Here is a 25703-nt window from a genome sequence, read left to right as displayed (position 1 = left end):
GGCGCCATAAGACGCAGACCCGGTCATGTTCGCTTCATACAGTCGAGACTATTCTGTCCGGCCGCAGCAATTTTTATATTTTTTTCCGCTTCCGCAATGGCAAGGCGCGTTACGTCCGATATCCACAACTTTGCGGACCGGCGCTTTTTTCGCTTGTTTGGCCTCATCGCCGTCCTGAGGCTGATGAGCCGTCGTTTGGCCCTGAACAACTTCTTCGCGTTCCAGATTGCTTTCAATCTCGGCCTTCATGACGAATTTCGCAACCTCGTCCTCAATGGACTCAATCATGTGCTCAAACATAGCGAAACCTTCCATTTGGTATTCACGCAGCGGATTTGTCTGCGCATAGGCGCGAAGGTGAATCCCTTGACGCAGCTGATCCATCGCATCAATATGATCCATCCATTTTGAATCGACGGCACGCAATACGATGACTTTTTCGAATTCACGCATCTGCTCTGTGCCGAAATTCTCTTCTTTTTCATTATATTTTGTCATGATGCGATCCATGATCATCTCATGCATTTCATCCGGTTCTTTTCCGAAGATATCACTCTTTTCAAGCGCGCCTTCATCAAGATACGTTGTATTCACAAGCTCCACGAGGCCGTCAAGATTCCATTCTTCCGGAAGCTCCTCTTTCGGCGTATAAGCGGCAATTGCACGCTCCAGTGAAGACTTGATCATGCCTTCCACAATGTCACGCAGGTTTTCAGAGTCAATGACTTCAAAACGCTGCTTGTAAATGACTTCGCGCTGCTGACGGAGCACGTCGTCATATTGAAGAAGCTGTTTACGTGAATCGAAGTTGTTTCCTTCGACACGTTTTTGAGATGATTCCACGGCGCGTGACACCATTTTGCTCTGAATCGGCGTGGAGTCATCCATACCGAACCGGTCAAGCATCGCCATCGTCCGTTCAGCTCCGAAACGGCGCATCAATTCATCTTCCATTGAAAGATAAAATTGTGTGATGCCCGGGTCTCCCTGACGTCCTGAACGTCCGCGGAGCTGATTGTCAATCCGACGGGATTCGTGGCGTTCCGTACCGACGACTGCAAGGCCGCCAAGCTCTTTTACGCCTTCGCCGAGTTTAATGTCGGTTCCGCGTCCCGCCATGTTGGTCGCAATCGTGACAGCGCCTTTTTGTCCCGCTTCCTCAATAATCTGAGCTTCGCGCTCATGGTTTTTGGCATTCAGCACCTGATGCGGAATCCCTTTGTTTTTCAGAAGTTTAGAAATCAATTCAGACGTTTCAACGGCAACCGTACCGACAAGAACCGGCTGTCCGGTCATGTAGCGCTGGGCGACATCCTCCGCCACCGCCTTGAATTTCCCTTCCATTGAGCGGTAGATCAAGTCCGGACGGTCGTCACGGATGACCGGCTGGTTGGTCGGGATGGATACAACCTGCATGTTATAAATATTGCGGAATTCTTCCTCTTCCGTTTTTGCGGTACCGGTCATACCGGCCAGCTTTTCGTACATACGGAAATAGTTTTGGAACGTAATCGTCGCCAATGTCATGCTTTCATTTTGAATCTCCAGGCCTTCTTTCGCCTCAATTGCCTGGTGAAGACCTTCGCTGTAGCGGCGTCCTTTCATCAGACGGCCGGTGAAGGAATCAACGATGACGACCTGGCCGTCCTCAACAACATAATCCACGTCTTTCTGCATCGCCGCATGGGCTTTTAAAGCCTGGTTGATATGGTGGTTCAAGGCCACGTTTTTGACATCAAACAGGTTGTCGATGCCGAACGTTTTTTCAGCCTTCGTCATTCCTTCTTCCGTCAGCTGAACGCCCTTCGTTTTGACGTCATACGTATAATCCTGATCTTTCTTGAGTGTGCGGACAAACGCATTTGCCTGCACGTACAGTTTTGTGGACTTCTGAGCTTGTCCGGAAATAATCAATGGCGTTCTCGCTTCATCGACTAAAATTGAATCGACTTCATCAATAACGGCAAAATGAAGCGGGCGCTGCACCATTTGTTCTTTATAGAGCACCATGTTGTCACGCAAATAATCAAAGCCGAGTTCATTGTTCGTTGAATACGTGATATCGGCTGCGTAAGCTTCGCGTTTTTCGTCTTTTGACATCGAATTCAGGTTCAGGCCGACTGTAAGCCCGAGAAACGCAAAAATCTCTCCCATTTGCTGGGCATCACGGCTCGCCAGATATTCGTTGACCGTTACGACGTGAACGCCTTTTCCCGTCAACGCATTTAAATACACGGGAAGCGTGGACGTCAGCGTTTTCCCTTCCCCTGTTTTCATTTCGGAAATGTTCCCCTCATGAAGGGCGATGCCCCCCATCAGCTGCACTTTAAACGGGAACATGCCGGTTACGCGGCGGGAAGCTTCACGAACGACGGCAAACGCTTCGACAAGAAGGTCATCCGTCGTTTCTCCTTTTTCAAGCCGCTCTTTAAATTCTGCCGTTTTATGTTTAAGCGCCTCGTCAGAGAGATTTTCATAATCTCCTCTTACGGCATCAATGTCATTTGCTATTTTTTCGTATTTGTTCAGCGCACGTTTGGTCGGATCAAACATTTTATTTAAAATCCCAAGCATCTATAACGCTCCTCTATGTTCACATGCAGATTTTGCATGGAATAAATGATAATTTTCTGTCCATGTATACCTCTCATTATCATAACATACCTTTTGCTATTTCCAAAGAATTTGCAGATAAAGATAGAGAAAAACCTTCCGCGCGTTCACGGAAGGCTGGATGGGTTTATTCAGTCGGTTCAATTAATCCGTATTTGCCGTCATTTCTGCGGTAAACGACGTTTGTGAGATTCGTCTCCGCGTTGGTGAATACGAAGAAATTATGTCCGAGCATATTCATTTGGAGAATCGCTTCTTCATTATCCATCGGTTTTAAATTAAAACGCTTTTGACGGACAATTTCCGGGCTGTCATCTTCAATTTCGTCCTGAACCGCTACGCCCGTATCAGCAGCGCTGCCGTTCTCGAAATAATGTTTCGGAAGACCCTGCTCGCGGAATTTTCGGTTGACTTTTGTTTTGTGCTTTCGGATTTGACGTTCCAGCTTGTTTGTTGCGAGATCAATTGCATTGTACATATCCTCGTTATGCACTTCAGAACGAAGCGCCAGATCAGTCATCGGAATGGTGACTTCAACTTTGGATTCCTTATCATTATAGAATTTTAAGTTGACGTTCACATCGGCATTGACGCTCTGCTCGAAATATCGCTCCAGCTTGCCGATTTTTCTCTCCACATGATCCTTTAACGCAGGTGTAACCTCAATGTTTTCTCCTCTGATATTGTAGTTCATCAAAGAACGCCTCCCTTTATCTAAGGATATGTAACTATTTCTCTTTTACCCCTTCTGATCCCTGCTGAAACGTTAAAATAATGTGTAAATTCGGTGAACGATGACGAATGGTGTCGGTTTTATCCGGCAGCTTCCGCCAGGATTATAAGTATATGCGGAGGACGCAGGCAAAAGACCTGCCGCTTGCAGCAGGTCTAGTGAAGAACATACGGTTTGATGCAGTCGTGCGTCTGCTCCATCCATAGCTTATAATGCGGCAGAAAGATGGTTTTTAAAAACTCCTGAAAAGGGGCGGACGGGAAATCATAATCATTTAACATGCTGAAATCCTGAAAGATCTCGTCAAATGAGCGGATCGCCGTCTCCACGCATCGGCACTCAATGATAGACAGCAGAAGCGCATGAGAGGAATCGAGATGAAAAAAAGCCTGAATCAAATCGTTGTAAATCCGCTCGCCCTCCGTCTTAAAAAAATCATCCTGCGTGTCCAACAGGTAGCAAAGCCCCTCATCAATCGTAAAAAGAAGCTGGTAATAGGCTGACACCAAATGGTAATCGTTCAAACTTCTCAAAACACTCACCTATTTGCGTTTGTCGTAATAACGGCCGTCACTTGTCGTTTGATGATACGGATTGAAATACGTATTATGGTAGATTCGTTTTTTCTTAAGCGTTTTTATTTCATTTCGGATACCATCCTGAATCCGTTTCACTTCGCCGGTAATCAGACGGTCCATCGCGGCCACCTGCTGAAGCAGCGTTTTTTCTTCTTCGGAAAAAGGCGGCTTTATGCCCGCAAGCATCTCCTCCCTTTTCTCCGTAAATGCCGTAACGCTGCTGATGAGACCATCGCTCTCCGGGGCGTCCTTCAGTGCGGCGTACATGTTCTTCGTTTCGTTATACAAAGAAAAGACATTGCTGTTCATCAGGCAAGGCCGCCCGCGCCATGGCTGTTTTTCCGTTCACTTTGCATGGCCTGCTTCCACGTGTCGCGAAATTCAGTAACGAGTTTTTCCGCTTCATCTAAAAATTCTCCGTTATTCTGCACGTTCGCGTCGATCAGCCGGCGGCGGATGTAATCATAAATGGATGACATCTGTTCAGAAATCTCAATCTCCCGGTTTAACGTGATGCTGAGCTCTTGAATGATGTTTTGCGCCTTTACGATATTTTCATTTTTGGCTTCAAGGTTGTTTTGCTTCATCGCCTGCCTGGCCAGCTTAATGAATCGCAGGCAGCCGTTATAAAGCATAAGGGTCAGCTCTTCCGGAGCGGCTGTAAAGACGGATGTCTGCTGATAAGCAGCAAAAGGATTATTTATTGCCATTTTTATAAAACCTCCAAGGTTATGATGTTGAAGATCCTAACATTGACGTGAGATATGAAGATTGGCTGTTCAATTTCTCCAATGCCGTATCCAGTGCGCTGAACTTTTTATAATATCTCGTCTCGATGTCATCCAGCTTCGTTTTCATATTGGAAATATTTGTTTCTATTTCATCCAGGCTTTTTCCGATGGCAAAGCTGGTTGATACCGAGCTTTCCGTACCCGCCTGTTTTGAAATTTGAATCTGCATTTTGTTTAATGTGTCTTTTAATCTCCGGGCAATCCCCTGTTCCTCCGGGTTTTTGGTTTTCGCTGTATCAGGGCTGTCTGCATTAAACAGTTTAGCCACGAGAGCAGGATTCTCGGTAATTTTCTGTTTCAGTTTCGCTTCGTCTTTAATGACAAGCTTTCCTTGATCCGTATAACTATCAGACGTCTCAATTCCGAAATCTGCAAGCTGATATTTTTTCCCGTCAATCGTAACCGTTGAGTACAGATCAAGCCGCATCTCCGCCAAACCGTTCTGCAGCGTGCTGTCGCTCCGTAATAAACCGCTTTTGGCCTTTGCTTCCCACTGCTCAATCTGCTTATCGGTCATCGCTTCTCTTTGTTCATCGGTTAGCGGCTTATAATCACGGTATTTTGATTCCGACGCCTTCTCGTTTACACTTTTAATTAACGTATTGTATTTATCAACGAAATCTTTAATGTTGTCAAAAATGCCGTCCGTATCAGTCGTGCTGTTAATCGTAACCGTTTTATTGCTGTCCGTCACGCTGTTCAGCGTGTATTTGATGCCGTTGATCGTAAAGTTATTGGACGTTTTTGTCATTTCAAGCCCGTTGAACGTAAACTTCGCGTTTTTCCCTTCGGCATTGGCCGTCAGTTCATTTGTTGCATCATCAACGGCAAAACCGAGCTGATCTTTCAGAAAGCTTTTGGTTGCGTCATCACCTGCTGAAAGGGTAAATCCTTCCCCCGTTTTATTGGAAGTGAACGCAATCGTATCCACATAATCCGTGCCGTTGGAAATTTTCTCTTTTAAAGCCGTCACCCCAAGGCCTGAGCTGTTCAGTTTGGAAATGACATCGTCAATCGTATCGGTTGCGGCGATCGTGACGTTTACCTCAGTCGGCTTCGTTTCACCCGGATTTGTGACATTGAATTTCAATGTTTGGCTCTGACCTGAAGTGAAATTGATGGCCCCTGATGATTTATAAGTCGTCGGTGTGGCCAGCTGCTGTACAGACATGCTCGTTGAAATATTCTGTTCAGCACTGACAGCCACCGCGCTGACACTGGAATCCGAACTTGTTACTGTTTTTTTATTCCAGTTTGTGGACATCAGCATATTATTAAATGTCGTAGAATACATGTCGGCAATCTGGGTATTCACTTCCCGATAAGCATCGCGCTTCCATTCAAGCGTCTGCTTTTGCTGGTTTAATTTATTAAGCGGCTGCTTTTCGGCATCCATTAGTTTTTTCACCAGAGAATCTACATCAAGACCGGAATTAAGGCCTGTGATTCTTGTGACCATATGTACCCTCTCCTTTTCAGCGTTTAGTCGTAGACGGCTCTATGACAACAGTGAGTTTCCGACTGTTTATCATATCACAGCTCCATAAATGTATGATCTTATTCTTATATCGGTCATATTAAAAGGTTTTCAATAATTTAACTGCAAAATATAATGTTTCATTTTGTCAATAGGGTTCTTTGGCTTGCTGAAGGGGGAGATAGCTGAAGAAATAAAAAAAAGACCCTGGAGAACCAGGATCTTTCCGTCATTAACCTTTGAGCAATTGAAGAACTTGCTGAGGCTGTTGGTTAGCTTGCGCAAGCATAGCTTGAGAAGCCTGAGTAAGGATGTTGTTTTTCGTGTACTCCATCATCTCAGAAGCCATGTCTACGTCACGGATACGTGATTCAGCAGAAGTCAGGTTCTCAGAAGAAGTACCAAGGTTGTTGATTGTGTGCTCTAAACGGTTTTGAACCGCACCAAGTTTAGCGCGCTCGCTTGAAACTGTGTCGATAGCTGTTTTGATTGTTGTAAGAGCTGAAGACGCAGCTTTAGCTGAAGATGAGATGTCGATACCTTTTGTTACTTTTGTATCTTTAGCTAATGCACTGTCAGCTTGATAAACTAATTTATCAGCATCATCATAGTAGCCATTCGGCCCTTTAGAACCGTCAGTGACAAGGGTTGCTTCTTTTCCATCTGCAGTTACAAGCTTAGAACCGTCATCATTTGCTGTGTAAGTCGTACCGACTTTCAGGCTTTCAGAGTCCATTTTATTGATAGACAGGCTCATTGTTTGGCCTTCGTTAGCTCCGATTTGGAACGTAAGGTTTTGCGCAGTTCCGTCAAGAAGTTTCTTCGTGTTGAACTCAGTGTCAGTAGAGATTCTTGTTACTTCAGACGCTAATTGGTCCATCTCTTTTTGAAGCTCAGAACGGTCAGAATCAGTGTTTGTATCGTTCGCCGCTTGTGTAGCAAGCTCGCTCATACGCTGAAGAATGCTGTGAGTTTCGTTCAATGCACCCTCAGATGTTTGGATAAGAGAGATTCCGTCTTGAGCGTTTTTAGACGCCATGTCTAAACCGCGGATTTGAGAACGCATTTTTTCAGAGATCGCAAGACCCGCAGCGTCATCACCAGCGCGGTTGATGCGAAGACCTGAAGATAATTTTTCCATGTTTTTAGAAGCAGCGTTTGAACCTGCATTCAGCTGACGGCTTGTGTTAAGAGCCGCGATATTGTGGTTGATTCTCATTTTGTATTTCCTCCCTGAATTGTTTTTCGCACGTCCTTGTGCATTTGCGCAGCGTCATTCTGAAGAAAATTTTTCCTCTCATTGGCTACACTATATATATCGGATGGCCGTTTCTATTGTTTATATTGAAAATAAAAAAATCCTCACTTTTTTTGTGAGGATAGGTTAAGTAATAAATCAGTATTAAAAGATACAGCTCTGTTGTTCTCTTCCAGGATCGACAAGTAGATTTCTTTCCTGTGAATATCTACGTGCTGAGGCGCTTCAATTCCCAGCTTCACTTGTTCTCCTTCGATGGCGATCACCTTTATTTCAATATCCGGCCCGATCTGAATGGACTCATTCACTTTTCTTGAGAGAACTAGCATGATCCTCCTCCTATCAGATGTTTTGTTTCATAGGAAGCATCATGTAAAATGATTTGTTTCGCCTTCATTTCCTTTTTATTGACGATAATCGGCGCTTTTAAATTGGCGGTCGTGTTTTCAAAAGGCTCTTCCAGCGTTAAAATCGCCATCACTTCGACGTCCTCTATATCTTCAATATGCAAAAGTTCAAGCGTCGCATGGTCAATGTCAAATTCGTACCCTTTAAAGAAAATAAACGGACTGGCGACAATAAAGGCGATGTGCTCCTGTTTGACAGACTGCAGCGCCAAAAACGGTGAATCTTCCGACAAAGGAAGAACAACAAATTGAGTCTCGTCATTAAATCCCGGCAGGCCGTTTTCAAATGAGATAATCTGCCCTTCGTCTATTCTGATTTCTCCGTGATATTTTGTTTTAATTATCATGCTTCACAATCCTTTACCACTTTCATCTTTTATTCTGCGTTGCCATCGTCAACCGAAATCGTCACCTTAGGGTCTTGCATCATATCAATCTGAACTTTCCCCGGCGTATAATTCCATACAGGTTTATTGACGGCTGCTTCAATTGAAGGTTTGCGGGCTTCAATATCAATCGTAAGCTTTGAAGGAATGCAGTCAATGTCGACGAGAAACTGCGCAGGCAGAAAGTCGCTGAATTCGCCGAATGGATCGGGCGGTCTGACATCTGCTGCCTGCCGGGCCATCACATTGCCCGTTTTCTTTTCGATAGCCGCCATTTCCTTCCCTTCCCTGACTGTTTTTGCGATAAACTCGCTGCAGGCTTCCGCACCTTTCTGGGCGGCTTCAGCGTTCAGCTTTTCAAATGATTTGAGATTCAAGTTCTCCCACGCCCTCGTCTGGTCAATCGTCAGTTTGGCCGGCGTGCTTTCAATGTTCAGCTCTGCCGGCGGCTGCTCGATTTCCAAGTCAGCGGGCGGCTGTTCCATCTCGATTTCTTCCTTTTGAAAGGTTATACCGATTTTAGCAGGCACACTGTCAATAATCAATCTCGGCATCTGCACAGAGATCCCTCCTGTTTATAGTATTTTAGTAAAAAAAGCGATCTCCCTGTTGTGAGTCGCTTTTTTTATATATTGAAGACGATCAGTTATATTATTTCAGGAAGTCAATCAGTGACGGCTGAATGATGTTCGCATTCACTGACAGCGCTGCTCTATGAACCGTCTGTTGAGATAAATAATCAACAATTACATCTTCCATTTCTACATCTTCATTATCGGACAATACTTTTTCAGCGGTTGCCGCTTGTGATTCCAATCTTGTCTGAATGAGTTCCAACCGGTTTGTGCGTGCGCCGATATTGGATTTTTCAGCATTCATTTTATCAGTAAAACCGTCAATATCTGACAGAATTTGATCTGAATCTGCTTCGGACAGCGTGCCTTTGCTTAAAGAAGCTTCTAAGGAGTTAAGAAATTCAAAAACATTATCTCCATTTTGTGCGACGCCTCCGAAAGCTGAGTTCGGATCAGAATTCACTTTCAACACTGCTCCGTTCGAGATGTTGATGTTAACATCCGAAGCACCTGTATAATTCTCATAGTTGTACGTATATGTGCCGTCGGCATTTTCAGTGATCGGCGGGACGTCTGAATTTGTTCCGTTAAACAGATAACGTCCGTTTACCTGAGTATTCGCGACAGAAACGAGCTGCTTTTTCAGCTGGCCGATTTCTGTACCGATTGCTTTCAATTCTGTTTCACCATTCGAATCACTTTTCGCCTGAACCATCAAGTCCCGGATTTTTCCCATAATATCCGTTTCCGAGTTTACGCTTGATTCCGAGTTTTCCAGCCATGTAAAGCCTTGCGAAACATTCCGCTGATACTGGTTTACCTGCGCAAGCTGAGTACGGTACTGCATTCCCTTCATTGCAACGACCGGATCATCAGAAGCTTTCGTGATTTTTTTCCCCGTAGACACTTGCTGCTGAAGCCGATCGAGCTTGTCATAACTTGAGCCGATAAATCGAAGAGAATTTTTTGCGATCATCCCTTGAGTTACTCTCATTTACTTATCTCCTATCTTCCTCCGGTGCCCATACCGTTAATAATTTTATCGAATATTTCATCCTGCATCGTTATGATCCGCGCAGCCGCATTATAAGCGTGCTGAAACTGAATCATATTTGTCATTTCTTCATCTAAAGACACTGCACTGACAGATTGTCTCCGTTCATCGGCTGAAAGGGTGTTGCTTTCAGAGTTGTTCATAAGATTGGCCGCTTTTTGTGAATTAACGCCCAGCTTTCCGATAAGGGATTCATAAAAGTCATTAATTGTAGTGGTTTCACCGTTAATAGTCAGCTTGCTGTTCTGTACGGCTGCAAGATTTGTCGCGTTTGTGCCGTCACTTTTTTCTCCGTTTAACGACGCTGCGATATTATCAGTAGACGCAAGGATTTTGTCACTGACTTTTATTTTCGCTGCCGCACCTTTTGCCGGCACCGCTTCACCACCGCTGAAATCAAAAAATGCTGCACCCTGTTCGCCTGTATAGGTCTTCCCTTTTTCATGAACTGCATTAAACGCGTCAGCAAAGGACAGCGCCATATTGTCAAGAGCCGTCAGCATTTCAGGATAAAGACCTTTTTCTTCTCCATTTGACATATAGCCGTATGATTCAATAAGACCTAAGAGTGAGCCTTTTCCGGTAAATGCATCCGCATTGACCGTATTGCTGCCGACTGACACACTCGACACGAGGCCGCTGTCCTTATCGTAGTTGATTTTCATTTCTGAAACTGTTTTTGTGTTACCGTCGAGCAGCGTACCGAGAGAATTGTTGTTTCCGTTCAGCAATTCGACGTTAACCGTGCCCTCAGCAGTCGCCAAGGCATGTCCGCCCGACTTATTATATGAAACTTTAATGTTTGCCATAGAAGATAATTGATCAATCAATCTGTCTCTTTGGTCATACAAATCATTAGGGAGCATACCGCTCGGCTCAACTGCCGCTATTTGATTGTTAAGGTCATTCAGCTGATTGAGAACGGAATTGACCTGATCCGCTGTGTTATCCAGGTTCTTTTTAATATCACCCTGAATGTTAGTCAAAGAGGTAGATATATAGTTAAAACTTTCGGCAAGAGATTTCCCCTGCTCCTGCAAAACTGAGCGCGCTCCCGTATTTTCCGGATTCGTCGCCAGATCCTGAAGGGCATTCCAAAACGAACTGAGCGATCCGTTTAATCCGTTATCGTCAAGCTCTTTCATGACGCCTTCCATTTGCGACAATGAATTGGAACGGGCTGTATAGTACCCTAATTTTGTATTTTCAGTTCTGTACTGATAGTCTAAAAAACTGTCTCTGACGCGCTCAACTGAACCGGCTTTTACTCCTGTTCCGATTTGGCCGGCCGTCAGATCACTGTTTTTTGATACTGCGGGATAAGGGCTCGTCGATTGTAATGTGACGCGCTGCCTCGTGTATCCTTCTGTATTTGCATTTGCAACGTTATTTGAAACTGTGCTCAATGCAGTCTGCTGCGCACTCAATGCACGCCTTGCTGTTTCCAGCCCCATAAAAGTCGATGGCATTGAAAATCCTCCGTTCTAAGCTTTTGAATCGAATAATGTCAAACGGCTGACAGGCTTGCGCGCCGCTTGCGGCTCTTTATAATTCATATTCTCTTTTTCACCCGGCATGATCATATCGAATGCCCCGGAGATGAATTGTAAAGCCTGAATCGTGAGCTGTTTGTTCATCTCATTCACTTCTTTCAGACGGTCAAGAAGCGCAGACAAAGAGTGAAATAACCCTTCAAGCTCCTGTTTTTCACTGCCTGAAGTTCTGGAGATGCATGCAGCAATTGTATTGTCCTCACCGCGGCTGAGAAACTGAGAAGTTAACCTGATTCGTTCTTCCTCAGTCTGCCCGATTGCCTGAATATACTTTTGCTCTTTGGTCAATATGTTGGAGAGCTCTTTTGTTTTACCTGCTTTCAGCGCTTCCGTTTTCTCCTCAGACAGCGTGAGCAGATGTTCATGCAGTGCGCAAAGTCGCTTCAGTTGATCAATAATTGGCTTTGCTGACATTGGCTTTCTCCTTTTTATTGCTTTTTATAGAAATTTACTATATTTTCAGCGATGCTGTTTGAATCTATTTTATATGTTCCGCTCTCTATATCCGCTTTAAGCTGAGCGATTTTTTCCTGTCGTGTTTTAGTGACCGCATCTGACGCATTTTGAAGCTCTTTTGCATGAGAAGAAATTTCCACTTTGTCCTTCGGCTTTGCAGCCTCTTTTTGTACGGCTTGCTTTTCGTAATTTTTTTGGTATGGATTAACGGATTGTGTTCCGTACTGATTGATTTTCATAGGATTCCTCTCGCTTTCTGTTCGCAGTCTAATTCTTTTATCGACTGCGTTATCAGTTAGTTTAGGGAATCAGGTGTTTTTGGTATTATAGGCATAGTATGTGTCTTTTGTACTGTTTTTATCTTCGAATTCAGCGGCTGTTTTTTGGTTCATATGGTCTAATTGCGACTCAATATCTGTCTGACAGGACTTGCAAAATTTCCCCGTCCTGATTGGATTTCCGCACCTTTCGCAAGGATATGCCAAATTCGGAAGCTGGCTGATCTGAATCCTTTTTTGTTTGATAAACTTGAGGATCAGCTCTTCATCCACACCTGTTTCCTCAGTGATCTGCTGCATCGTCGACTGTCTGTTGATCTGCTTTCTCAAAAATTTATAGACGGTTTCAAATGCTTTTTCTTCTTCTTTAATACATGCCTGGCACACGGTCTGCAGGTTCGTTTTAAAAAATAAAGCATTGCATTTTGGACAATTCGCCAATTCACCCATCGTATTAACTCCTATTCCTTCTTTAATCTGCCTTATATTTCTATCAATTATATCGGCAGAAAAAAAGAATGATTTAGCTCCTGATTAAAGTAAAAGAGGAGACCGATGACGCTTTGCCCGCTGTCAGCAGGACTTCGGCGGCTTGGTGAAGTGTGGCGCCCGTCGTATAAATATCATCTATTAAAATGACGTTCATACCTTCGGCGGAGTTTTCGGCTGCTGAAAACTTTTTTTCTGCAGACAGCCTATCTGTTTTGCTCTTTTTGGATTGTTTTTCGTTGTTCAGTCGGATGAGGGGGGAAATGACAGGCATTCCGAGCAGAGAGGCCAGCAGCTCGGATTGATTGAATCCGCGTTCCGCCAGCCGTTCGCCGCTCAGCGGAATAGGGATGAGAGTATGTGTATTTGATGGATATGCCGCTTTAAAGCCGGCAGCAAAGTCACGTTCAAATGCTTGAATGATTTTTGCATCACCCCTGAATTTAAAACGGGCCAATGAGTCCTTCATCGCATCATTATATAAATATACCGAACGGTTTTGCCGCAGCAAAAAGCGCTTTTCCGTTTTTGATTCCCGGGCCGCACAATCAGCGCATTTTTCATTTGACTCCTGAGGCCTCCCGCATATACTGCATACGGGGCCTTCAATTTTTTCGAATTGGCTGCTGCATATGCTGCATACCTCTTGCTCGGGCGCCAGAGAAAATAGAGATCTCCAAGTCAATGAACTTGAAATTGGTGAGTCACACAATAAACAATTCAGAGATATTACGCTCCTTCCCGAGTTTCACAGAACTCGCTTGGATTAACCGAAACAATCGCCGCTGATTCAGCCAGAATGACAAGCAGCGCCGTATTTTTCTGTTTATCAACTATCTCTGCTTTTGCATAAGCAACTTTCTTTTTATCTGTAACATATGCCGGTTCAGCCCGGTTAAGTGAAAGTGCCAGTACATCATTTTTGCATACCCGGCATGTGCATTTCATATGAAGCTGAGACATATGGCGGTCGAGAAGTTCCTTTAATACGATTTCTTTTGAATTGACAAGCATGCTGACAGCTCCTCATAGGAAAGTATGAGTATACTGTATCATGTTTTCTGAAATTAACTAGTCCAACAATTTACTTTTTTGTGCCAATTTGTTCATATGTTCTATATGTTTTTTTGCTTTTTTCATTCCGTTTGTCATTCCGAAATGAAACATGACGACATCACCGCTGAAATGTTTATAATGCCTTCCCGTTCTGCCTGCGATCTGTACGAGCGCGCTCTCAGTAAAGATAGGTGCTTCTGCGCCGAGGACACATGTCTGAACTTTGGGCACGGTAACCCCTCTTTCTAAAATCGTAGTCGTTACCAGCAGGTCAAGCCGGCCGTTTCTGAACCGTTTCACTTTATCCTTTCTGAATGTGTCTTCCGCATGTACGCCTTCTGCCCGTATGTTTAATTTCTGAAAATAATCCGTTGTCTTTTTCAATACATGTACAGACGGAACGAATAAGAAAACCGGCAGCTGTGATTGAAGTTTTTGGCGGACCCAATCCGTTACAGAGCGCGGCAGTTTTCCTTTCTGAAGCTTCTTCTTCCAATTGCCGCACCACAAAAAACGCGGCTCCGGGAGGGGTTTCCGATGATATCTGGCCGGTATGCGGACGCTTTTCAGCAAACCGGCTTCAGCCTTCTTTTTTAATGTGTCTGAAGGAGTTGCCGTTACATAAACAAGGGCGCTGTTTTTCTTCCTCGCTTTATCAACAGCGAATCTTAATGTCTCATCGGCTGAAAAAGGAAACGCATCTACTTCATCTATTATCATGACATCAAAAATGTCTCGGTAGCGCATCAGCTGGTGAGCGGTTGAAATCATTAACGGGGTCAGACGGCCTTTGTCCTCGCTGCCGCCGTACAAAGCAGAAACTTCGACTTTCTCAAATGCTTTTTTCAGTCTCGGCAGCAGTTCAAGTACGACATCTGTACGCGGAGTCGCGACACAGACGCGCAAACCGTGATTCAGCGCAAACTCGATACCCGGAAACAGCATCTCTGTTTTCCCCGATCCGCAAACCGCCCATACTAACAGCTCTTGTCTCTCTTTTATCGCATCTGTAAGCGCGGCGGCCGCCCGCTTCTGTCCGTCTGTCAGTGTTCCTTCCCAAGAAAGCTTTACAGGTTCCCAGCTGTTTTCATGGGCTTGATTCCAATAATATAATGATGTCAGTTCATCAGCCCTTCCCATCATGACACAGGCACGGCAATAGGTAATCTGCCTTTTGGCAGAGGGCGCCCAAAATGCCGCAAAGCTGGCTTGATCAGACTGACCGCATCGTTGGCAGACGTAACGGTTTTTCCGGCGGATGATTGACGGCTCGTCCGTTATATATTCTTTTTCTGTAAAACGCTTGATGCGCTGGTCTGAAAACGGTATCTCAGATCTCAATAAATGCCGGCCGTAAAAGAAATCCCGCACCTCTGAAAATTCTGAAGCACCTTCGGACATCTCCCTGCCTCCTTTCTGCTCAAAGTATGCCTTGTCGGGAACCCACTTGTCGAATTGCGAAAATTAAAAAATAAAAAAATCTCCGCCCTTGAAAACGGAGATTTTCACTTAGTTTTTAAAGCACCAGCCGATTCCGATGGCGCCTTCGCCCAAATGGGTTCCGATCACGGCACCGAAATAGCTGTTATAGAATTCGACATGAGGATATTTACCGCTTAACTCCTGTATAATAGCCGCCGCTTCTTCTTCCCTGTTTGCATGGATGACAGCGGCCCGCATCGGGATTCCTTTACTTGCATCCTCCCCAAACAGCTCAAAAATTCTCGAAATCGCTTTTTTGCGTGTCCGAATCTTCTCAAAAGGAACAATTACCTTATTGTCAAAATGAAGAATAGGCTTTACCTTTAACAGACCGCCGATAAAAGCCTGAGCACTGCTTAGACGCCCGCCCCGCTGGAGGTGTGATAAATCGTCCACCATAAAATACGCACGGACTGTTTTTTTCATTTCTTCCAGCTCTTTTATAATCTCTTCCGGTGAGTCAACACCGTCTTTAATGAGCTGTGCTGCCTTTAACGCATAAAACCCTTGTGCCAAACAACTGATCTCTGAATCAAAGGGATAAACTTTAATATGATCAACCATAGTGTTTGCCGAGGCGGCGCTGTTATATGTTCCGCTGATTCCGCTGGACAAATGTATGCTTATGACTGCATCATATGTTTTGCCCAGTTCTTCGTACAATGCGATTAATTCACCGAAAGAAGGCTGAGAAGTAGTCGGCAGCTCATCATGATTTTTTACTTCTTTATAAAAACTTCTCCAGTCGAGTTCTGTTTCTTCGCGGAATGTTTTTTCACCGAAAACCACTTGGAGAGGGATCATATGAATATGATGTTCTTCTCTCATCTCTTTCGGAATATATGCTGTACTGTCTGTTACAACTGCAATCTTCATCACTTTACCTGCCTTATTAAGTACTTAATAAGTATTTTAATAGATATGCAGCTGTAAAAAAAGACTTGCCATAACAGGCAAGTCTTCTCACACATGGCTAACGCATCTCTACCCAGCCGTTTTTAATGGCCACGACAACGGCTTGTGTCCGGTCATTAACGTTCATTTTCTGCAAAATATTACTCACGTGGTTTTTCACTGTTTTCTCACTGATAAACAATGATTCACCGATTCCGCGGTTGCTTTTTCCGTCTGCAAGCATTTGCAGCACTTCACATTCCCGTCTCGTTAATATATGTAATGGTCTCCGGATTTCCGGGTAAACCTCATGCTGAGGATGAGCAGAAACTCCACTTGTCGCAAGACGGCGGAATTCGTTGACAAGATTGTGGGTTACTTTCGGGTGAAGGTAAGAACCGCCCTCGGCTACCACTTTCACTGCTTCGATTAAAGTATCTGCGTCCATCTCTTTCAGGAGATAGCCTCTTGCACCTGTTTTTAAAGCATGAGTCACATAGTTTTCATCATCATGGATGGAGAGGATAATCACCTTAGATTCAGGGTACAGCTCAACAAGCTGTTTAGTAGCCTCTACTCCATTTACATTCGGCATATTGATGTCCATTATGACAACATCGGGATGATAATGCTCGACGATTCGAGCCGCCTCATCTCCATCGTCACCTTCTGCTACCACTTCAAAGGTAGGTTCAAAATCCAATATTCTTTTTACACCCTCACGGAATAGTTGATGGTCGTCGATAATAACAATATTTACTTTAGTCACACGCTACGCCTCCTTATCCTATTGTTCTATATACGCCGCTGTTCGGTCAATATGTCTTTTGGCTCTATTTAACAAATTATAGGCCGAGAGATAACGGAACCTTAATCATGATAAATGTCCCAAGACCTATTTTAGAGTCTATCGTTATCGTTCCTTCAAGCAGATCTACTCTTTCTTTCATTCCCAGCAAGCCGAATGATTTGTTTTTCTTTTGTTTAGCATCCTTAATATCAAAGCCTTTTCCGTTGTCCTTAATGATGAGAACGACAAAATCAGCGGTTACTTCCACTTTTACTGTAATTTCCTCTGATTCTGAATGCTTGAGTGCATTTGTGACGGCTTCCTGAGCGAGACGGAAAAGCGCCACTTCAAATTGCGGGGCAAGCCTTTGGTTCTCTGTGTCTCCGATACACTGAAAATGTATTTTCACCTTTCCGTTGTATTCTTCAGTTGTATAAAGATATTTTCTCAGTGTCGGAATCAGCCCGAGATCGTCCAATGCCATCGGTCTTAAATCATATATAATCCTTCTGACTTCGTAAAGGGCATTCCGCACATTCTGCCGCAGATTTCTGATTTCCTGAAATCCGTCCTCCGTGCCGCGGTCGCGGAAGATCCGTTCAATTAATTCCGATCTCATCATGACATTTGCCAGCATTTGCGCGGGACCGTCATGAATTTCTCTGGAAACTCTTTTTCTTTCTTCCTCTTGGGCTTCAATGATTCTTAAACCGAAATCTTGTTTAGCCTGCGCATCGGCAAGAAGAAGCCCTACTTGGCGAAGGTCTTGATTCAGGTAATTCAGAACGACGGTTATTTGGCTGACCAAAGATTCTGACCGTTCAATGATTTCCTGAAGCCCCAAAAGCCGGCGTTCTAAATCATCTCTGCGCTCCCGCAGCTGCTTTTCACGCTGTTGGATCATCGTCAGTTCCACTTGAAGTTTGTGCGCCTTTTCATAGGCGTTGCGAATTTCTTCTTCGCTGAACTTATGGAAATTTCTGCTTACTTCAGACAAGCGGTTTCGTGCGTGCCGCGTATGAACTTCAAGTTTGTCGCCCAGCTCAATGACTTCGTAGACCTGCTGTTTGATCTGTTTGAGTTCTTCAACCAGCTGCTCATATTGCTGGCGCGACTGCTCTCCGATTTGAAAAACCTCGTCCTTGCTCCCGTCCACGGTTTTCAGCATTTTCATAAGTATAGAATCCAAAACTTTGGAGTCCATCTTCGATTTATTCATCTGTCTCCCTCCGTAACGGTGTTGTTATGTATTTTTATTATAAATGTAATTGAACTGCAATTTATGTCGAATTATAATGAAAGAATGCGTATATTCTAGAAAAAAACATTTTTATATAGTATCTTACTCTTTCATGATACCAAAATATGCGCAAAAATTCTAAAGTCTGTTCGAATTTGTAGAAACAAGTCTTTTAATGCTTGTCAGGAGGGTCCAGCAATCATGCTGCACAGCTATTTAACAGTTAAAGAAACGGGTGAACATGAGATTGTGATTGAAAAATCGCGTTTTATCTGTCACCTGAGCCGTGCTGCTTCTGAAGAGGAAGCGCAGGAATTTATACAAAAGATAAAAAAACAGCACTGGAATGCGACTCATAACTGCTCAGCTTATCTGATCGGCGAAACCGACCATATACAAAAGGCGAATGATGACGGAGAACCAAGCGGCACAGCCGGCGTCCCCATGCTGGAAGTGCTGAAAAAACGCGGTCTGAAAGATACCTGCGCGGTGGTTACCCGGTATTTCGGCGGAATAAAGCTCGGTGCAGGCGGATTGATTCGTGCATATGGGAAGTCAGTGTCTGAAGGCTTAAATCATATAGGAGTTACGGAGCGGAAGCTGATGCGGATTATGCATACATCAGCGGATTATACGTGGCTCGGCAAGATAGAGAACGAACTGAGAGAATCAGTTTTTTTACTGAAAGATATCCATTATGCGGATCATGTCGAATTTGAAACGTACGTTGAAGAAAAAGACAAAGACGAGTTTATAAAATGGATGACAGAACTGACGAACGGCAAGAGTAAGAATACAGAGGGAGAACTGACGTATTTAGAAACAGACGTCAGCCCTAAAGGAGACTAATGTAATGGCTGAACGTGTAAGAGTGCGTGTTCGAAAGAAAAAGAAAAGCAAACGAAAGATCATATTCAAACGGATTTTGCTGCTGCTTACCCTCGTTTTGTTAGTCGCTGCCGGGTTTGGCGGATACAAAGTATACAAAACGATCAATGCGGCAGATAATGCATATGATGCCCTTTCCCGCGGAGACAAATCAAAACTTCGGGATAAAGTCATCGATATGAAGAAAAAACCGTTCTCCATTTTGTTTATGGGGATCGAAAATTATGCCACAAGCGGAAAAGGCGGACGATCAGACTCTCTTATTGTCGTTACCCTTGATCCGAGAAATAAAACAATGAAAATGCTGAGTATTCCGCGTGATACGCGGGTGACGCTTGCCGGCGATACAACCGGTAAAAAATCAAAAATCAATGCGGCTTTTGCTAAAGGCGGGGCGGATGAAACCGTCTCAACCGTCGAAGACTTATTAGGCATACCGATTGATAAGTATGTCACTGTCGATTTTAACGGCTTTAAGGATGTTATTGATGAAGTCGGCGGAGTCAATGTAAAAGTGCCTTTTGACTTCGACGAGATGAGTGACGTCAGTAAAAAGAAACGGATCTACTTCAAGAAAGGAAACATGCATTTGAACGGTGAGCAGGCTCTGGCTTACGCACGCATGAGAAAGCAGGATAAACGCGGAGACTTCGGCCGTAATGACCGCCAAAAGCAAATCCTAAATGCACTGATCGATCAAATGTCTAAGGCTGGAAATATTGCTAAAATCGATAAAATCGCTGAAACAGCAAGCAATAATGTCCAAACGAATATTCGAATCACTGAAGGACTCGCCCTTCAGCAGATTTACAACGGCTTTACCAGCAAAAAGATTGATACACTGACCATAACAGGATCAGATTTATATTTAGGCGGCGGCGGAACTGCGTCTACGGGCGGAACGTATTATTTCCAGCCCGATCCGACCAATCTCGAAAAAGTACGGCAGGAATTGCAGAAACACCTGGATTACCCGTCCGGAAGCAGCACGGCGTCCGATCCTGCTTCTGACAGCACCGGAACGGACAGTACGACTGATTCGACTTCCGACAGCACAGGAACAGGCGGTACGGCTGATTCAACTTCCGGCAGCACAGGAACAAGCGGCACAACCGATTCAACCAACGGTACTGCTGGTGCAAACGGTACGGACAGCACACAGTCCGGCGGCACAACAGGCTATTAAGAGTAAACCCGATCCTTTGAGAAGGATCGGGTTTTTTTATATAATAAGAGAATAGCAGAATCCACAAAAAAGCAGACCATTCGCATGATCTGCTCTTTTTAATTTTTCTTCACCAATCTCTTGTAAAACTTGGTAAATGGTTTAAATTGTTCATTTACTAACCCTGTGACCTCTGCTATGATTTGCATAAATACAATCAATACAAAAATAATAAACAGCGAAAGCCATATGGTCGCGCTTTTCAGCAGGATGGCACTGACGCTGAAAATAAAGCCGATTAAATAAATGATAATGACAGCCGTACGGTGTGACAGCCCGAAGGCCATCAGCCGGTGGTGTATATGTGACTTATCAGGCGCTGAGATCGGCTGTTTGTTTAAAATCCGTCTGATGACGGCGAATGTCGTATCAAAAATCGGCACGCCCAAAATGATGATCGGAATGATGATACTGAATAAAGTAACACTTTTATAAAGACCTAATAATGAGAGTACTGAGATGACGTATCCGAGAAAGAGCGATCCGGTATCTCCCATAAATATCTTTGCCGGGTGAAAATTATAAAATAAAAATCCGAGTGTGCTTCCTATCACAACAAGTGAAAGTGACAGAATAAGGATTTTCCCTCCGGATAACGCCATAACGGCGATAGTGGAGAGTCCGATGACCGACAGGCCGGCAGCGAGTCCGTCCAAACCGTCAATCAGGTTCATCGCGTTCGTAATACCGACGATCCATAACACAGTCAGCGGGTAAGCGACCCATCCCAATTCTAAACGTTCCGTTAAAAACGGTACGGAGAAAAAGTCCATTTTCAGTCCCGTGCTCACAATCATAATGGCCACGGCCAGCTGGACGAAAAACTTTACCTTTGCGCTTAATTGGTATTTATCATCAAGGATTCCTAAAATAACAATAATAAACGCACCCACTGTAATGGCGGTCATTTTCGTTTCATTATATATGCCGGCCGCGAGCACACCCGCCGCTACGCCGATAAAGATGGCCAGGCCGCCCATACGGGGCATTATTTTATCATGTACTTTTCGGTTGCTGGGCTGGTCAACTGCACCTATTTTGATCGCAATTTTTTTTACGATAGGAGTTAGGATTAAAACCGTTAGCAGAGAGACAAAAAACGCAACAACTATGCGAAACATGCGTTCGTCAAGCATAAAGAAGTCTCCTTTGGAATTATATGAAGTCTTTTCTGATATTGAACCGTTCCTTCCATTATAATTCTTACTAGTTATTATAACAAGCATCATCAAAAAGAAACACGCAAATCAAAAAATGCGCTTTCCCTTTTAATGGGATTGCGCATTTTTCAATATACCCGTGCATTCGAGCATTCGGCCGAATAAAACATTCCAATCCCGTCTCCGGGCCAATTCACGGCGCAAAGCCTCGTATGATCCGCTGCGGTCCGCTGCCAGAAGCGCGTCGCAGGCCGCAATGAAATCTGCGGGGTCACTGCCTTCAACGTATTCATAGACGAAAGGCCTTTTGATTTTTGACGTAGAAGAAAGGTTGCAGCCGACAACCGGTTTCCCGGCGGCTAAAAATTCAAAAAGCTTAAGCGGAAATACCGCGTCATTATAAGGTGAATTTTTATACGGCATGATGCCGATGTCGACAAGCTGCATATAGGACGGCACTTCATTCGGCGCGGCAGGTCCCGTCCAGATGACATTCGGACGCTCCAGAAGCGACTTGAAATCCGGATCGTCCTGAGCCGTGTTCGGGCCTACCAATAAAATCGTCCAGTCAGGCCTCACATCTGCCGTTTCCGCCATAAGCGCAAAATCGAGCTTCGGTTTGATTCCGCCGATAAAACCGAGAACCGTTCCGTTCCGTCCCCGTAAAATGTCTTCATCCGGCTGTTTATTTTCCCGTGAAAACAGGTCATATTCCACTCCGTTTTCAATGGTGAACACTTTCTGGTGCGGATTCTCCAGCTTTTTTCCGACCTCCCGGTGCAGACAGTCAGATGTACACGTAATGGAATCGGCACGCTGAATGATTCTCATTTCCGCCTGTTTAATGATGTTTCTTCTAACATTTGACAGCACCCCGGACCGGCCGCTGATCGGAGCGGCCCACAGATCACTGCAATCGTAAATCACTTCATCCCAAGGAAACAGATCTGCCAGAAGCGGAAAACCGGGGAAGGTGTACCATAAGCAGCAGCGGGCCCCTTCTCCTTCTTCCTTCAGCATGTTCACCAATGGTGAAAGCTTATGCCTGTAGCACATGTCTGTATACCTGCCGAAGCGGAAAGCTTTTTGCCGCATGAGATCCTTTACAGTGAACTGCCGGATTCCCTCGGCGATCCCGGCCATCTGACCATCATTGGCTCGCGGAGACGGGCATACCCAAATGACGCTTTTCGTTTCTTTTTGCCGGGCGAGAAATTCAGCCAGCCGGTGCCGTCTGTATCTCAGCCGGTCATGCCCCCATTCCGCCGCTCCGACGATTACGTGAATAATCGGTTCCACCTTCATCACCCAGCTCCTCTGACGCCTACAGTCTTTTCAAGACCGCGTTTTTTGCATATTGCATAAAACACCACGAAGCCTTGATAAAATGCAGGCGCTCAATTTCTCTATAAACAAACCACGTTTTTTTTGCGGCTTTCCACTTGTTGCTTGAAATCGAATTCTGCACAAGCCTGTATTCTGAAAGGCACTCATTCAGGCCGTAAGCCGTAAATCCCCTTTTCAGCAGGGAAAGCCATGTCGCTAAATCCTGCCGCGTTCTGATATCAGGCATTTGAATCTGTCCCGTCTGCTCTCTGTCAATCATGACCGTTAAACATCCGATAATCGTGTTTTTTAAAGCTTCATCATATGACAGGCTTTCAGGGGCTTGAATCGTTTTGTCCGTCGGCGTTCCGTCCTGCTCCATGACGCTGTAGCCCGTAAATGAAAAAGCGCAGGACCGCTCTGCCATAAACGCAAGCTGTTTTTGAAGCTTTTCCTTTTTCCATCTGTCATCGCTGTCCAGAAATGCGACATAACGGCCCTTGGCATGTTTAAGGGCTGTATTTCTGGCAGCCGCGGCTCCCCCGTTTTTATCTAAATAAACGACGCGGATCCGCTCATCCTTTTGTTCATATTGCCGTAAAATATCTCTCGTTCCGTCCGTTGAACAATCATCCGCGATAATCATTTCCCAATGCGGGTGGCTTTGATGTAAAACGGACTGAATCGTGTCTTCGATATATTCACTTGCATTATAAGACGGTGTAATGACAGATACGAAAGGTTTCCAGTTAGTCATGGTCACATCTCCATCGCAGATTTTTACAAGGACTCTCTAAAAAACTCAGGAATGACAATGAACATAAATGCAACTGCAATGCCGATTAAAACGCCCAGAACCGCTTTCTTTTTCGGCGGCATGCCTTGTCCCGCCGTTTCATTCATCGGCTCTGAATTGATGATGCCGGCCGCTTTCAGGTTCAGCTGCGTATTTTTCAATTCGTATAAAAATCGTTCCTTATCCACTTTGGCGTCCGCGCTGACGGTTTCTCCTTCAAGCGCAGCAATACTCTGCCGCACTACTTTTGCCCGTTTTTCAAACAGGTCCTGATCATTCTTCAGAAAAGTTTTTATGACGGCTTGAAACACCGATTCGGTCTCCTGTTTGTTTTGGCCGCTGTAGCTGACCGTGATCAATGAATCTGATTGTGTTTCGACAGTCAGTTTACTTTTCACGGCCGCTCTTTCTTCGTCTGTTTTATCAGGCAAAGCCTGCTTTAAAAAGGCATCGCTCGTCAAAAGGAGCGGGATTTCTTTTGTATTGTTATAAAGCGGATGATCATAATTTCCCGCGGCGATCGCGGCTTCTGATGTAAAACTGCTGCCCCCGCTGATTTTTGACGGCAATACATATCCCGCTGCCCCTAACACAACGGGCAGCGCAATGATCCAAATGATATTCTTTTTGATACGCCGGGTTATTCTTGTCAACATATCCTTCATCTCGCATCTCCCTGTTTTTCATAGTACGCCGTGACGGCAGGCTCCTTTTGTAAACGCCTCAATATATTGACCGCCGCGATCACGAGCGAGAGAAATACCCAGTGGAAAAATAAATTTGATACGGAGCTTGGGCTGATGCTGCTTACCAAAAAACCGGCCATCGCCGTGATAAGTCCTTCTGTGATCAGTCTTGACTGATTTTCCGATTTTCTTTCATGACATTTATAAAGTGTCCAAAAAAGGAACAAATAGACTGTCAGGTAACCGAGCATCGTAAGAACGCCGAAGTTCGCCATAATCTCGACGAGCCAGTTGTGCACCTCAACTACGCCGCCCGTATCATAAACAGGCTCCGCTTTTAAATAGTAAGAGACGTTTCCGGCACCCACTCCGAACCCCCAGGAATCAATCACATAGTGAAAGGCGTTTTTTAAAAGATTCGCCCTCGCGAGGTTGGAAGGAAGCGGTTGCTGTCCCGGCATCGCCTGCGGAGCTGAAAACAGATTCAAGACGGCGTTGGTGATACGGCCCGCAAATAAAACCGCAAACAGCGCCGCACCCGCTCCCGCTGCGTACAGCGCGAGCTTTTTCAACAGGGAAGGCAGCAGGATGAAGACGTATACAGCCGCTCCCGCGCATATGCCCAGCAGACTCGCGCGCGAACCGGTCAAAATGATTAAATACAAAGCGCAGATTGCAAAGAGCAGGCTGACGGCCTTCACATAGCCGTTTTTCATATTTTTCACCGCCGCCGCATACAGAAAGAAACTGATGCACAAAAACGTTGCGAAATCATTTTGATTAAAGAAAACGGACGTCGGATAATGCTGTTTGTACTGCGGGCCGTTATAAAGCGTGGAGCTCGGCAGATGGTGGTGTGTAAAATGGTTGTAAAAGCCGATCGCCATCACAAAAATGGTCATCACAAGCCATATGCCGTAAAAAACCATCAGCTGATCAAAGCGCTGAATGAACATGACAATAAGATAAATCAAAAACATGCCCATTCCCATTAAAGCTAAATATTTAATCCCGTACGTCACGGATTTTGCCCACAATAACGATAGGAGACCGTATGTAAACCATAAGGCGAAAAACATCAGAACCCCTTTTACATTCACCCGATTCCATCTGTCAATATGATGGCGGTTTGTCAGGATGCCGGCGACGTGAAGGGCGCCCGCTCCGATTAATAACAGCCGGTATATAAATAAGCTGAAAAATCCGAGATGGACCGTAAAGAAGGCCTGGTTTAAAAATGTACACGCGATCAGTATATAAATGAGCCCCATAAACATCTGACCGTTTGTTGTAAAGGCGGATAGCAAAGCAAGTCCGGCAAAGCCGATCATGGCGGCAAACAGCAGCACGGTGATTTTTCCGAAGCCGGCATCCGCCCTGACCGCCTCCAGCATGATGAATCCTCCTGTAATGAGAGCGGCAAGCAGCACAAGAACATGTGCCGCTGAACGTTTGATACTCACATGGCAAACCCCTTTCCAAAACCGGCAGCCGAGCCGGGCTGCCGAGAGC

The 25703-nt window shown here is 44.9% G+C and carries 28 protein-coding genes; 2 read left to right on the top strand and 26 right to left on the bottom strand.

Annotated elements, in window-relative coordinates:
• Nucleotides 1-48: 48 nt before the first annotated feature.
• From secA to degS, 21 genes are all read right to left on the bottom strand, one after another.
• Complete coding sequence (secA, locus tag D5S11_RS01425) at nucleotides 49-2574, bottom strand: preprotein translocase subunit SecA (protein ID WP_020956414.1); 2526 nt, start codon at nucleotides 2572-2574, stop codon at nucleotides 49-51.
• A 166-nt stretch (nucleotides 2575-2740) separates the two neighbouring features.
• A complete protein-coding gene (gene hpf, locus D5S11_RS01420) occupies nucleotides 2741-3307 on the bottom strand; it encodes a ribosome hibernation-promoting factor, HPF/YfiA family (protein ID WP_003151413.1) in 567 nt (188 codons plus the stop codon).
• Between the two features lie 194 nt (nucleotides 3308-3501).
• The gene (locus D5S11_RS01415; protein WP_003151412.1) at nucleotides 3502-3879 is read right to left on the bottom strand and encodes a DUF8042 domain-containing protein; all 378 of its coding nucleotides are present in this window, start codon (nucleotides 3877-3879) and stop codon (nucleotides 3502-3504) included.
• 9 nt (nucleotides 3880-3888) lie between these two features.
• Complete coding sequence (fliT, locus tag D5S11_RS01410) at nucleotides 3889-4233, bottom strand: flagella biosynthesis regulatory protein FliT (protein ID WP_007407472.1); 345 nt, start codon at nucleotides 4231-4233, stop codon at nucleotides 3889-3891.
• Complete coding sequence (fliS, locus tag D5S11_RS01405) at nucleotides 4233-4634, bottom strand: flagellar export chaperone FliS (protein ID WP_003151407.1); 402 nt, start codon at nucleotides 4632-4634, stop codon at nucleotides 4233-4235. Before fliS ends, fliT begins: the two co-directional genes overlap by 1 nt.
• A gap of 19 nt (nucleotides 4635-4653) precedes the next feature.
• Complete coding sequence (locus D5S11_RS01400; RefSeq protein WP_007407473.1) at nucleotides 4654-6174, bottom strand: flagellar hook-associated protein 2; 1521 nt, start codon at nucleotides 6172-6174, stop codon at nucleotides 4654-4656.
• A gap of 250 nt (nucleotides 6175-6424) precedes the next feature.
• Entirely contained in the window at nucleotides 6425-7411 is a 987-nt protein-coding gene (locus D5S11_RS01395) for a flagellin N-terminal helical domain-containing protein (protein ID WP_015387631.1), read from the bottom strand.
• A gap of 143 nt (nucleotides 7412-7554) precedes the next feature.
• Complete coding sequence (csrA, locus tag D5S11_RS01390) at nucleotides 7555-7779, bottom strand: carbon storage regulator CsrA (protein WP_003151402.1); 225 nt, start codon at nucleotides 7777-7779, stop codon at nucleotides 7555-7557.
• Nucleotides 7773-8204, bottom strand: a complete 432-nt coding sequence (fliW, locus tag D5S11_RS01385) for a flagellar assembly protein FliW (protein WP_007407475.1) — start codon at nucleotides 8202-8204, stop codon at nucleotides 7773-7775. Before fliW ends, csrA begins: the two co-directional genes overlap by 7 nt.
• Before the next feature lie 29 nt (nucleotides 8205-8233).
• Complete coding sequence (locus D5S11_RS01380; protein WP_007407476.1) at nucleotides 8234-8803, bottom strand: DUF6470 family protein; 570 nt, start codon at nucleotides 8801-8803, stop codon at nucleotides 8234-8236.
• Nucleotides 8804-8894: 91 nt separating this feature from the next.
• Entirely contained in the window at nucleotides 8895-9812 is a 918-nt protein-coding gene (gene flgL / locus D5S11_RS01375; RefSeq protein ID WP_007407477.1) for a flagellar hook-associated protein FlgL, read from the bottom strand.
• A gap of 11 nt (nucleotides 9813-9823) precedes the next feature.
• Nucleotides 9824-11341, bottom strand: coding sequence for a flagellar hook-associated protein FlgK (gene flgK, locus D5S11_RS01370; RefSeq protein ID WP_039063717.1), 1518 nt, complete (start codon nucleotides 11339-11341; stop codon nucleotides 9824-9826).
• Between the two features lie 15 nt (nucleotides 11342-11356).
• Complete coding sequence (locus D5S11_RS01365; RefSeq protein ID WP_003151394.1) at nucleotides 11357-11839, bottom strand: flagellar protein FlgN; 483 nt, start codon at nucleotides 11837-11839, stop codon at nucleotides 11357-11359.
• A gap of 14 nt (nucleotides 11840-11853) precedes the next feature.
• The gene (gene flgM, locus D5S11_RS01360; protein ID WP_003151393.1) at nucleotides 11854-12120 is read right to left on the bottom strand and encodes a flagellar biosynthesis anti-sigma factor FlgM; all 267 of its coding nucleotides are present in this window, start codon (nucleotides 12118-12120) and stop codon (nucleotides 11854-11856) included.
• A gap of 69 nt (nucleotides 12121-12189) precedes the next feature.
• A complete protein-coding gene (locus D5S11_RS01355) occupies nucleotides 12190-12609 on the bottom strand; it encodes a TIGR03826 family flagellar region protein (protein ID WP_025285352.1) in 420 nt (139 codons plus the stop codon).
• Nucleotides 12610-12682: 73 nt separating this feature from the next.
• Nucleotides 12683-13372, bottom strand: a complete 690-nt coding sequence (locus tag D5S11_RS01350) for a phosphoribosyltransferase family protein (RefSeq protein WP_198161198.1) — start codon at nucleotides 13370-13372, stop codon at nucleotides 12683-12685.
• A 5-nt stretch (nucleotides 13373-13377) separates the two neighbouring features.
• Nucleotides 13378-13662: a late competence protein ComFB gene (gene comFB / locus D5S11_RS01345; protein WP_007407481.1), complete on the bottom strand. Its 285-nt coding sequence runs from the start codon at nucleotides 13660-13662 to the stop codon at nucleotides 13378-13380.
• Between the two features lie 57 nt (nucleotides 13663-13719).
• Nucleotides 13720-15105, bottom strand: a complete 1386-nt coding sequence (locus tag D5S11_RS01340; RefSeq protein ID WP_108725276.1) for an ATP-dependent helicase ComFA — start codon at nucleotides 15103-15105, stop codon at nucleotides 13720-13722.
• A gap of 108 nt (nucleotides 15106-15213) precedes the next feature.
• The gene (locus D5S11_RS01335; RefSeq protein ID WP_007407483.1) at nucleotides 15214-16062 is read right to left on the bottom strand and encodes a DegV family protein; all 849 of its coding nucleotides are present in this window, start codon (nucleotides 16060-16062) and stop codon (nucleotides 15214-15216) included.
• A gap of 97 nt (nucleotides 16063-16159) precedes the next feature.
• The gene (gene degU / locus D5S11_RS01330; protein ID WP_003219701.1) at nucleotides 16160-16849 is read right to left on the bottom strand and encodes a two-component system response regulator DegU; all 690 of its coding nucleotides are present in this window, start codon (nucleotides 16847-16849) and stop codon (nucleotides 16160-16162) included.
• A 76-nt stretch (nucleotides 16850-16925) separates the two neighbouring features.
• Nucleotides 16926-18089: a two-component sensor histidine kinase DegS gene (gene degS, locus D5S11_RS01325; RefSeq protein WP_007407484.1), complete on the bottom strand. Its 1164-nt coding sequence runs from the start codon at nucleotides 18087-18089 to the stop codon at nucleotides 16926-16928.
• Nucleotides 18090-18311: 222 nt separating this feature from the next.
• Between degS and D5S11_RS01320 the strand changes: the two genes are divergently transcribed.
• Both D5S11_RS01320 and D5S11_RS01315 read left to right on the top strand, forming a co-directional pair.
• The gene (locus D5S11_RS01320; protein WP_007614107.1) at nucleotides 18312-18959 is read left to right on the top strand and encodes a YigZ family protein; all 648 of its coding nucleotides are present in this window, start codon (nucleotides 18312-18314) and stop codon (nucleotides 18957-18959) included.
• A 4-nt stretch (nucleotides 18960-18963) separates the two neighbouring features.
• The gene (locus D5S11_RS01315; protein ID WP_007407486.1) at nucleotides 18964-20184 is read left to right on the top strand and encodes an LCP family protein; all 1221 of its coding nucleotides are present in this window, start codon (nucleotides 18964-18966) and stop codon (nucleotides 20182-20184) included.
• A gap of 98 nt (nucleotides 20185-20282) precedes the next feature.
• Here D5S11_RS01315 and D5S11_RS01310 read toward each other — a convergent pair whose 3' ends face one another.
• The 5 genes from D5S11_RS01310 to tuaE form a co-directional block, all read right to left on the bottom strand.
• Nucleotides 20283-21359: a glycosyltransferase family 4 protein gene (locus tag D5S11_RS01310; protein WP_003151382.1), complete on the bottom strand. Its 1077-nt coding sequence runs from the start codon at nucleotides 21357-21359 to the stop codon at nucleotides 20283-20285.
• Nucleotides 21360-21491: 132 nt separating this feature from the next.
• On the bottom strand, nucleotides 21492-22688 hold the full coding sequence (gene tuaH, locus D5S11_RS01305; RefSeq protein WP_042635532.1) for a teichuronic acid biosynthesis protein TuaH: 1197 nt from the start codon (nucleotides 22686-22688) through the stop codon (nucleotides 21492-21494).
• A gap of 19 nt (nucleotides 22689-22707) precedes the next feature.
• Nucleotides 22708-23466, bottom strand: coding sequence for a teichuronic acid biosynthesis protein TuaG (tuaG, locus tag D5S11_RS01300; protein WP_003151380.1), 759 nt, complete (start codon nucleotides 23464-23466; stop codon nucleotides 22708-22710).
• A gap of 23 nt (nucleotides 23467-23489) precedes the next feature.
• Entirely contained in the window at nucleotides 23490-24170 is a 681-nt protein-coding gene (tuaF, locus tag D5S11_RS01295) for a teichuronic acid biosynthesis protein TuaF (protein ID WP_007407488.1), read from the bottom strand.
• Nucleotides 24167-25654 (bottom strand): teichuronic acid biosynthesis protein TuaE, encoded by a 1488-nt coding sequence (gene tuaE / locus D5S11_RS01290; RefSeq protein ID WP_108725275.1) that lies wholly within the window; start codon nucleotides 25652-25654, stop codon nucleotides 24167-24169. The genes tuaF and tuaE overlap by 4 nt, the downstream gene beginning before the upstream one ends.
• Nucleotides 25655-25703: the final 49 nt, after the last annotated feature.

It is taken from the genome of Bacillus sp. L75 (genome assembly GCF_003676355.1).
Classification (GTDB): Bacteria; Bacillota; Bacilli; order Bacillales; family Bacillaceae; genus Bacillus; species Bacillus velezensis.
This window is presented reverse-complemented; position numbering and strand designations above follow the sequence as displayed.

Excerpts from the sequence above, each read along its gene's own strand:
- D5S11_RS01365 (WP_003151394.1), bottom strand. The coding sequence starts at position 11,839 with ATGTCAGCAAAGCCAATTATTGATCAACTGAAGCGACTTTGCGCACTG.
- csrA (WP_003151402.1), bottom strand. The coding sequence starts at position 7,779 with ATGCTAGTTCTCTCAAGAAAAGTGAATGAGTCCATTCAGATCGGGCCG.
- fliW (WP_007407475.1), bottom strand. The coding sequence starts at position 8,204 with ATGATAATTAAAACAAAATATCACGGAGAAATCAGAATAGACGAAGGG.
- D5S11_RS01315 (WP_007407486.1), top strand. The coding sequence starts at position 18,964 with ATGGCTGAACGTGTAAGAGTGCGTGTTCGAAAGAAAAAGAAAAGCAAA.
- tuaG (WP_003151380.1), bottom strand. The coding sequence starts at position 23,466 with ATGACTAACTGGAAACCTTTCGTATCTGTCATTACACCGTCTTATAAT.
- D5S11_RS01395 (WP_015387631.1), bottom strand. The coding sequence starts at position 7,411 with ATGAGAATCAACCACAATATCGCGGCTCTTAACACAAGCCGTCAGCTG.
- tuaF (WP_007407488.1), bottom strand. The coding sequence starts at position 24,170 with ATGAAGGATATGTTGACAAGAATAACCCGGCGTATCAAAAAGAATATC.
- fliT (WP_007407472.1), bottom strand. The coding sequence starts at position 4,233 with ATGAACAGCAATGTCTTTTCTTTGTATAACGAAACGAAGAACATGTAC.
- flgL (WP_007407477.1), bottom strand. The coding sequence starts at position 9,812 with ATGAGAGTAACTCAAGGGATGATCGCAAAAAATTCTCTTCGATTTATC.
- D5S11_RS01400 (WP_007407473.1), bottom strand. The coding sequence starts at position 6,174 with ATGGTCACAAGAATCACAGGCCTTAATTCCGGTCTTGATGTAGATTCT.
- degS (WP_007407484.1), bottom strand. The coding sequence starts at position 18,089 with ATGAATAAATCGAAGATGGACTCCAAAGTTTTGGATTCTATACTTATG.
- D5S11_RS01310 (WP_003151382.1), bottom strand. The coding sequence starts at position 21,359 with ATGCTTGACGAACGCATGTTTCGCATAGTTGTTGCGTTTTTTGTCTCT.
- D5S11_RS01335 (WP_007407483.1), bottom strand. The coding sequence starts at position 16,062 with ATGAAGATTGCAGTTGTAACAGACAGTACAGCATATATTCCGAAAGAG.
- D5S11_RS01320 (WP_007614107.1), top strand. The coding sequence starts at position 18,312 with ATGCTGCACAGCTATTTAACAGTTAAAGAAACGGGTGAACATGAGATT.
- hpf (WP_003151413.1), bottom strand. The coding sequence starts at position 3,307 with ATGAACTACAATATCAGAGGAGAAAACATTGAGGTTACACCTGCGTTA.
- comFB (WP_007407481.1), bottom strand. The coding sequence starts at position 13,662 with ATGCTTGTCAATTCAAAAGAAATCGTATTAAAGGAACTTCTCGACCGC.
- D5S11_RS01355 (WP_025285352.1), bottom strand. The coding sequence starts at position 12,609 with ATGGGTGAATTGGCGAATTGTCCAAAATGCAATGCTTTATTTTTTAAA.
- flgK (WP_039063717.1), bottom strand. The coding sequence starts at position 11,341 with ATGCCATCGACTTTTATGGGGCTGGAAACAGCAAGGCGTGCATTGAGT.
- fliS (WP_003151407.1), bottom strand. The coding sequence starts at position 4,634 with ATGGCAATAAATAATCCTTTTGCTGCTTATCAGCAGACATCCGTCTTT.
- secA (WP_020956414.1), bottom strand. The coding sequence starts at position 2,574 with ATGCTTGGGATTTTAAATAAAATGTTTGATCCGACCAAACGTGCGCTG.
- flgM (WP_003151393.1), bottom strand. The coding sequence starts at position 12,120 with ATGAAAATCAATCAGTACGGAACACAATCCGTTAATCCATACCAAAAA.
- D5S11_RS01340 (WP_108725276.1), bottom strand. The coding sequence starts at position 15,105 with ATGTCCGAAGGTGCTTCAGAATTTTCAGAGGTGCGGGATTTCTTTTAC.
- tuaH (WP_042635532.1), bottom strand. The coding sequence starts at position 22,688 with ATGAAGGTGGAACCGATTATTCACGTAATCGTCGGAGCGGCGGAATGG.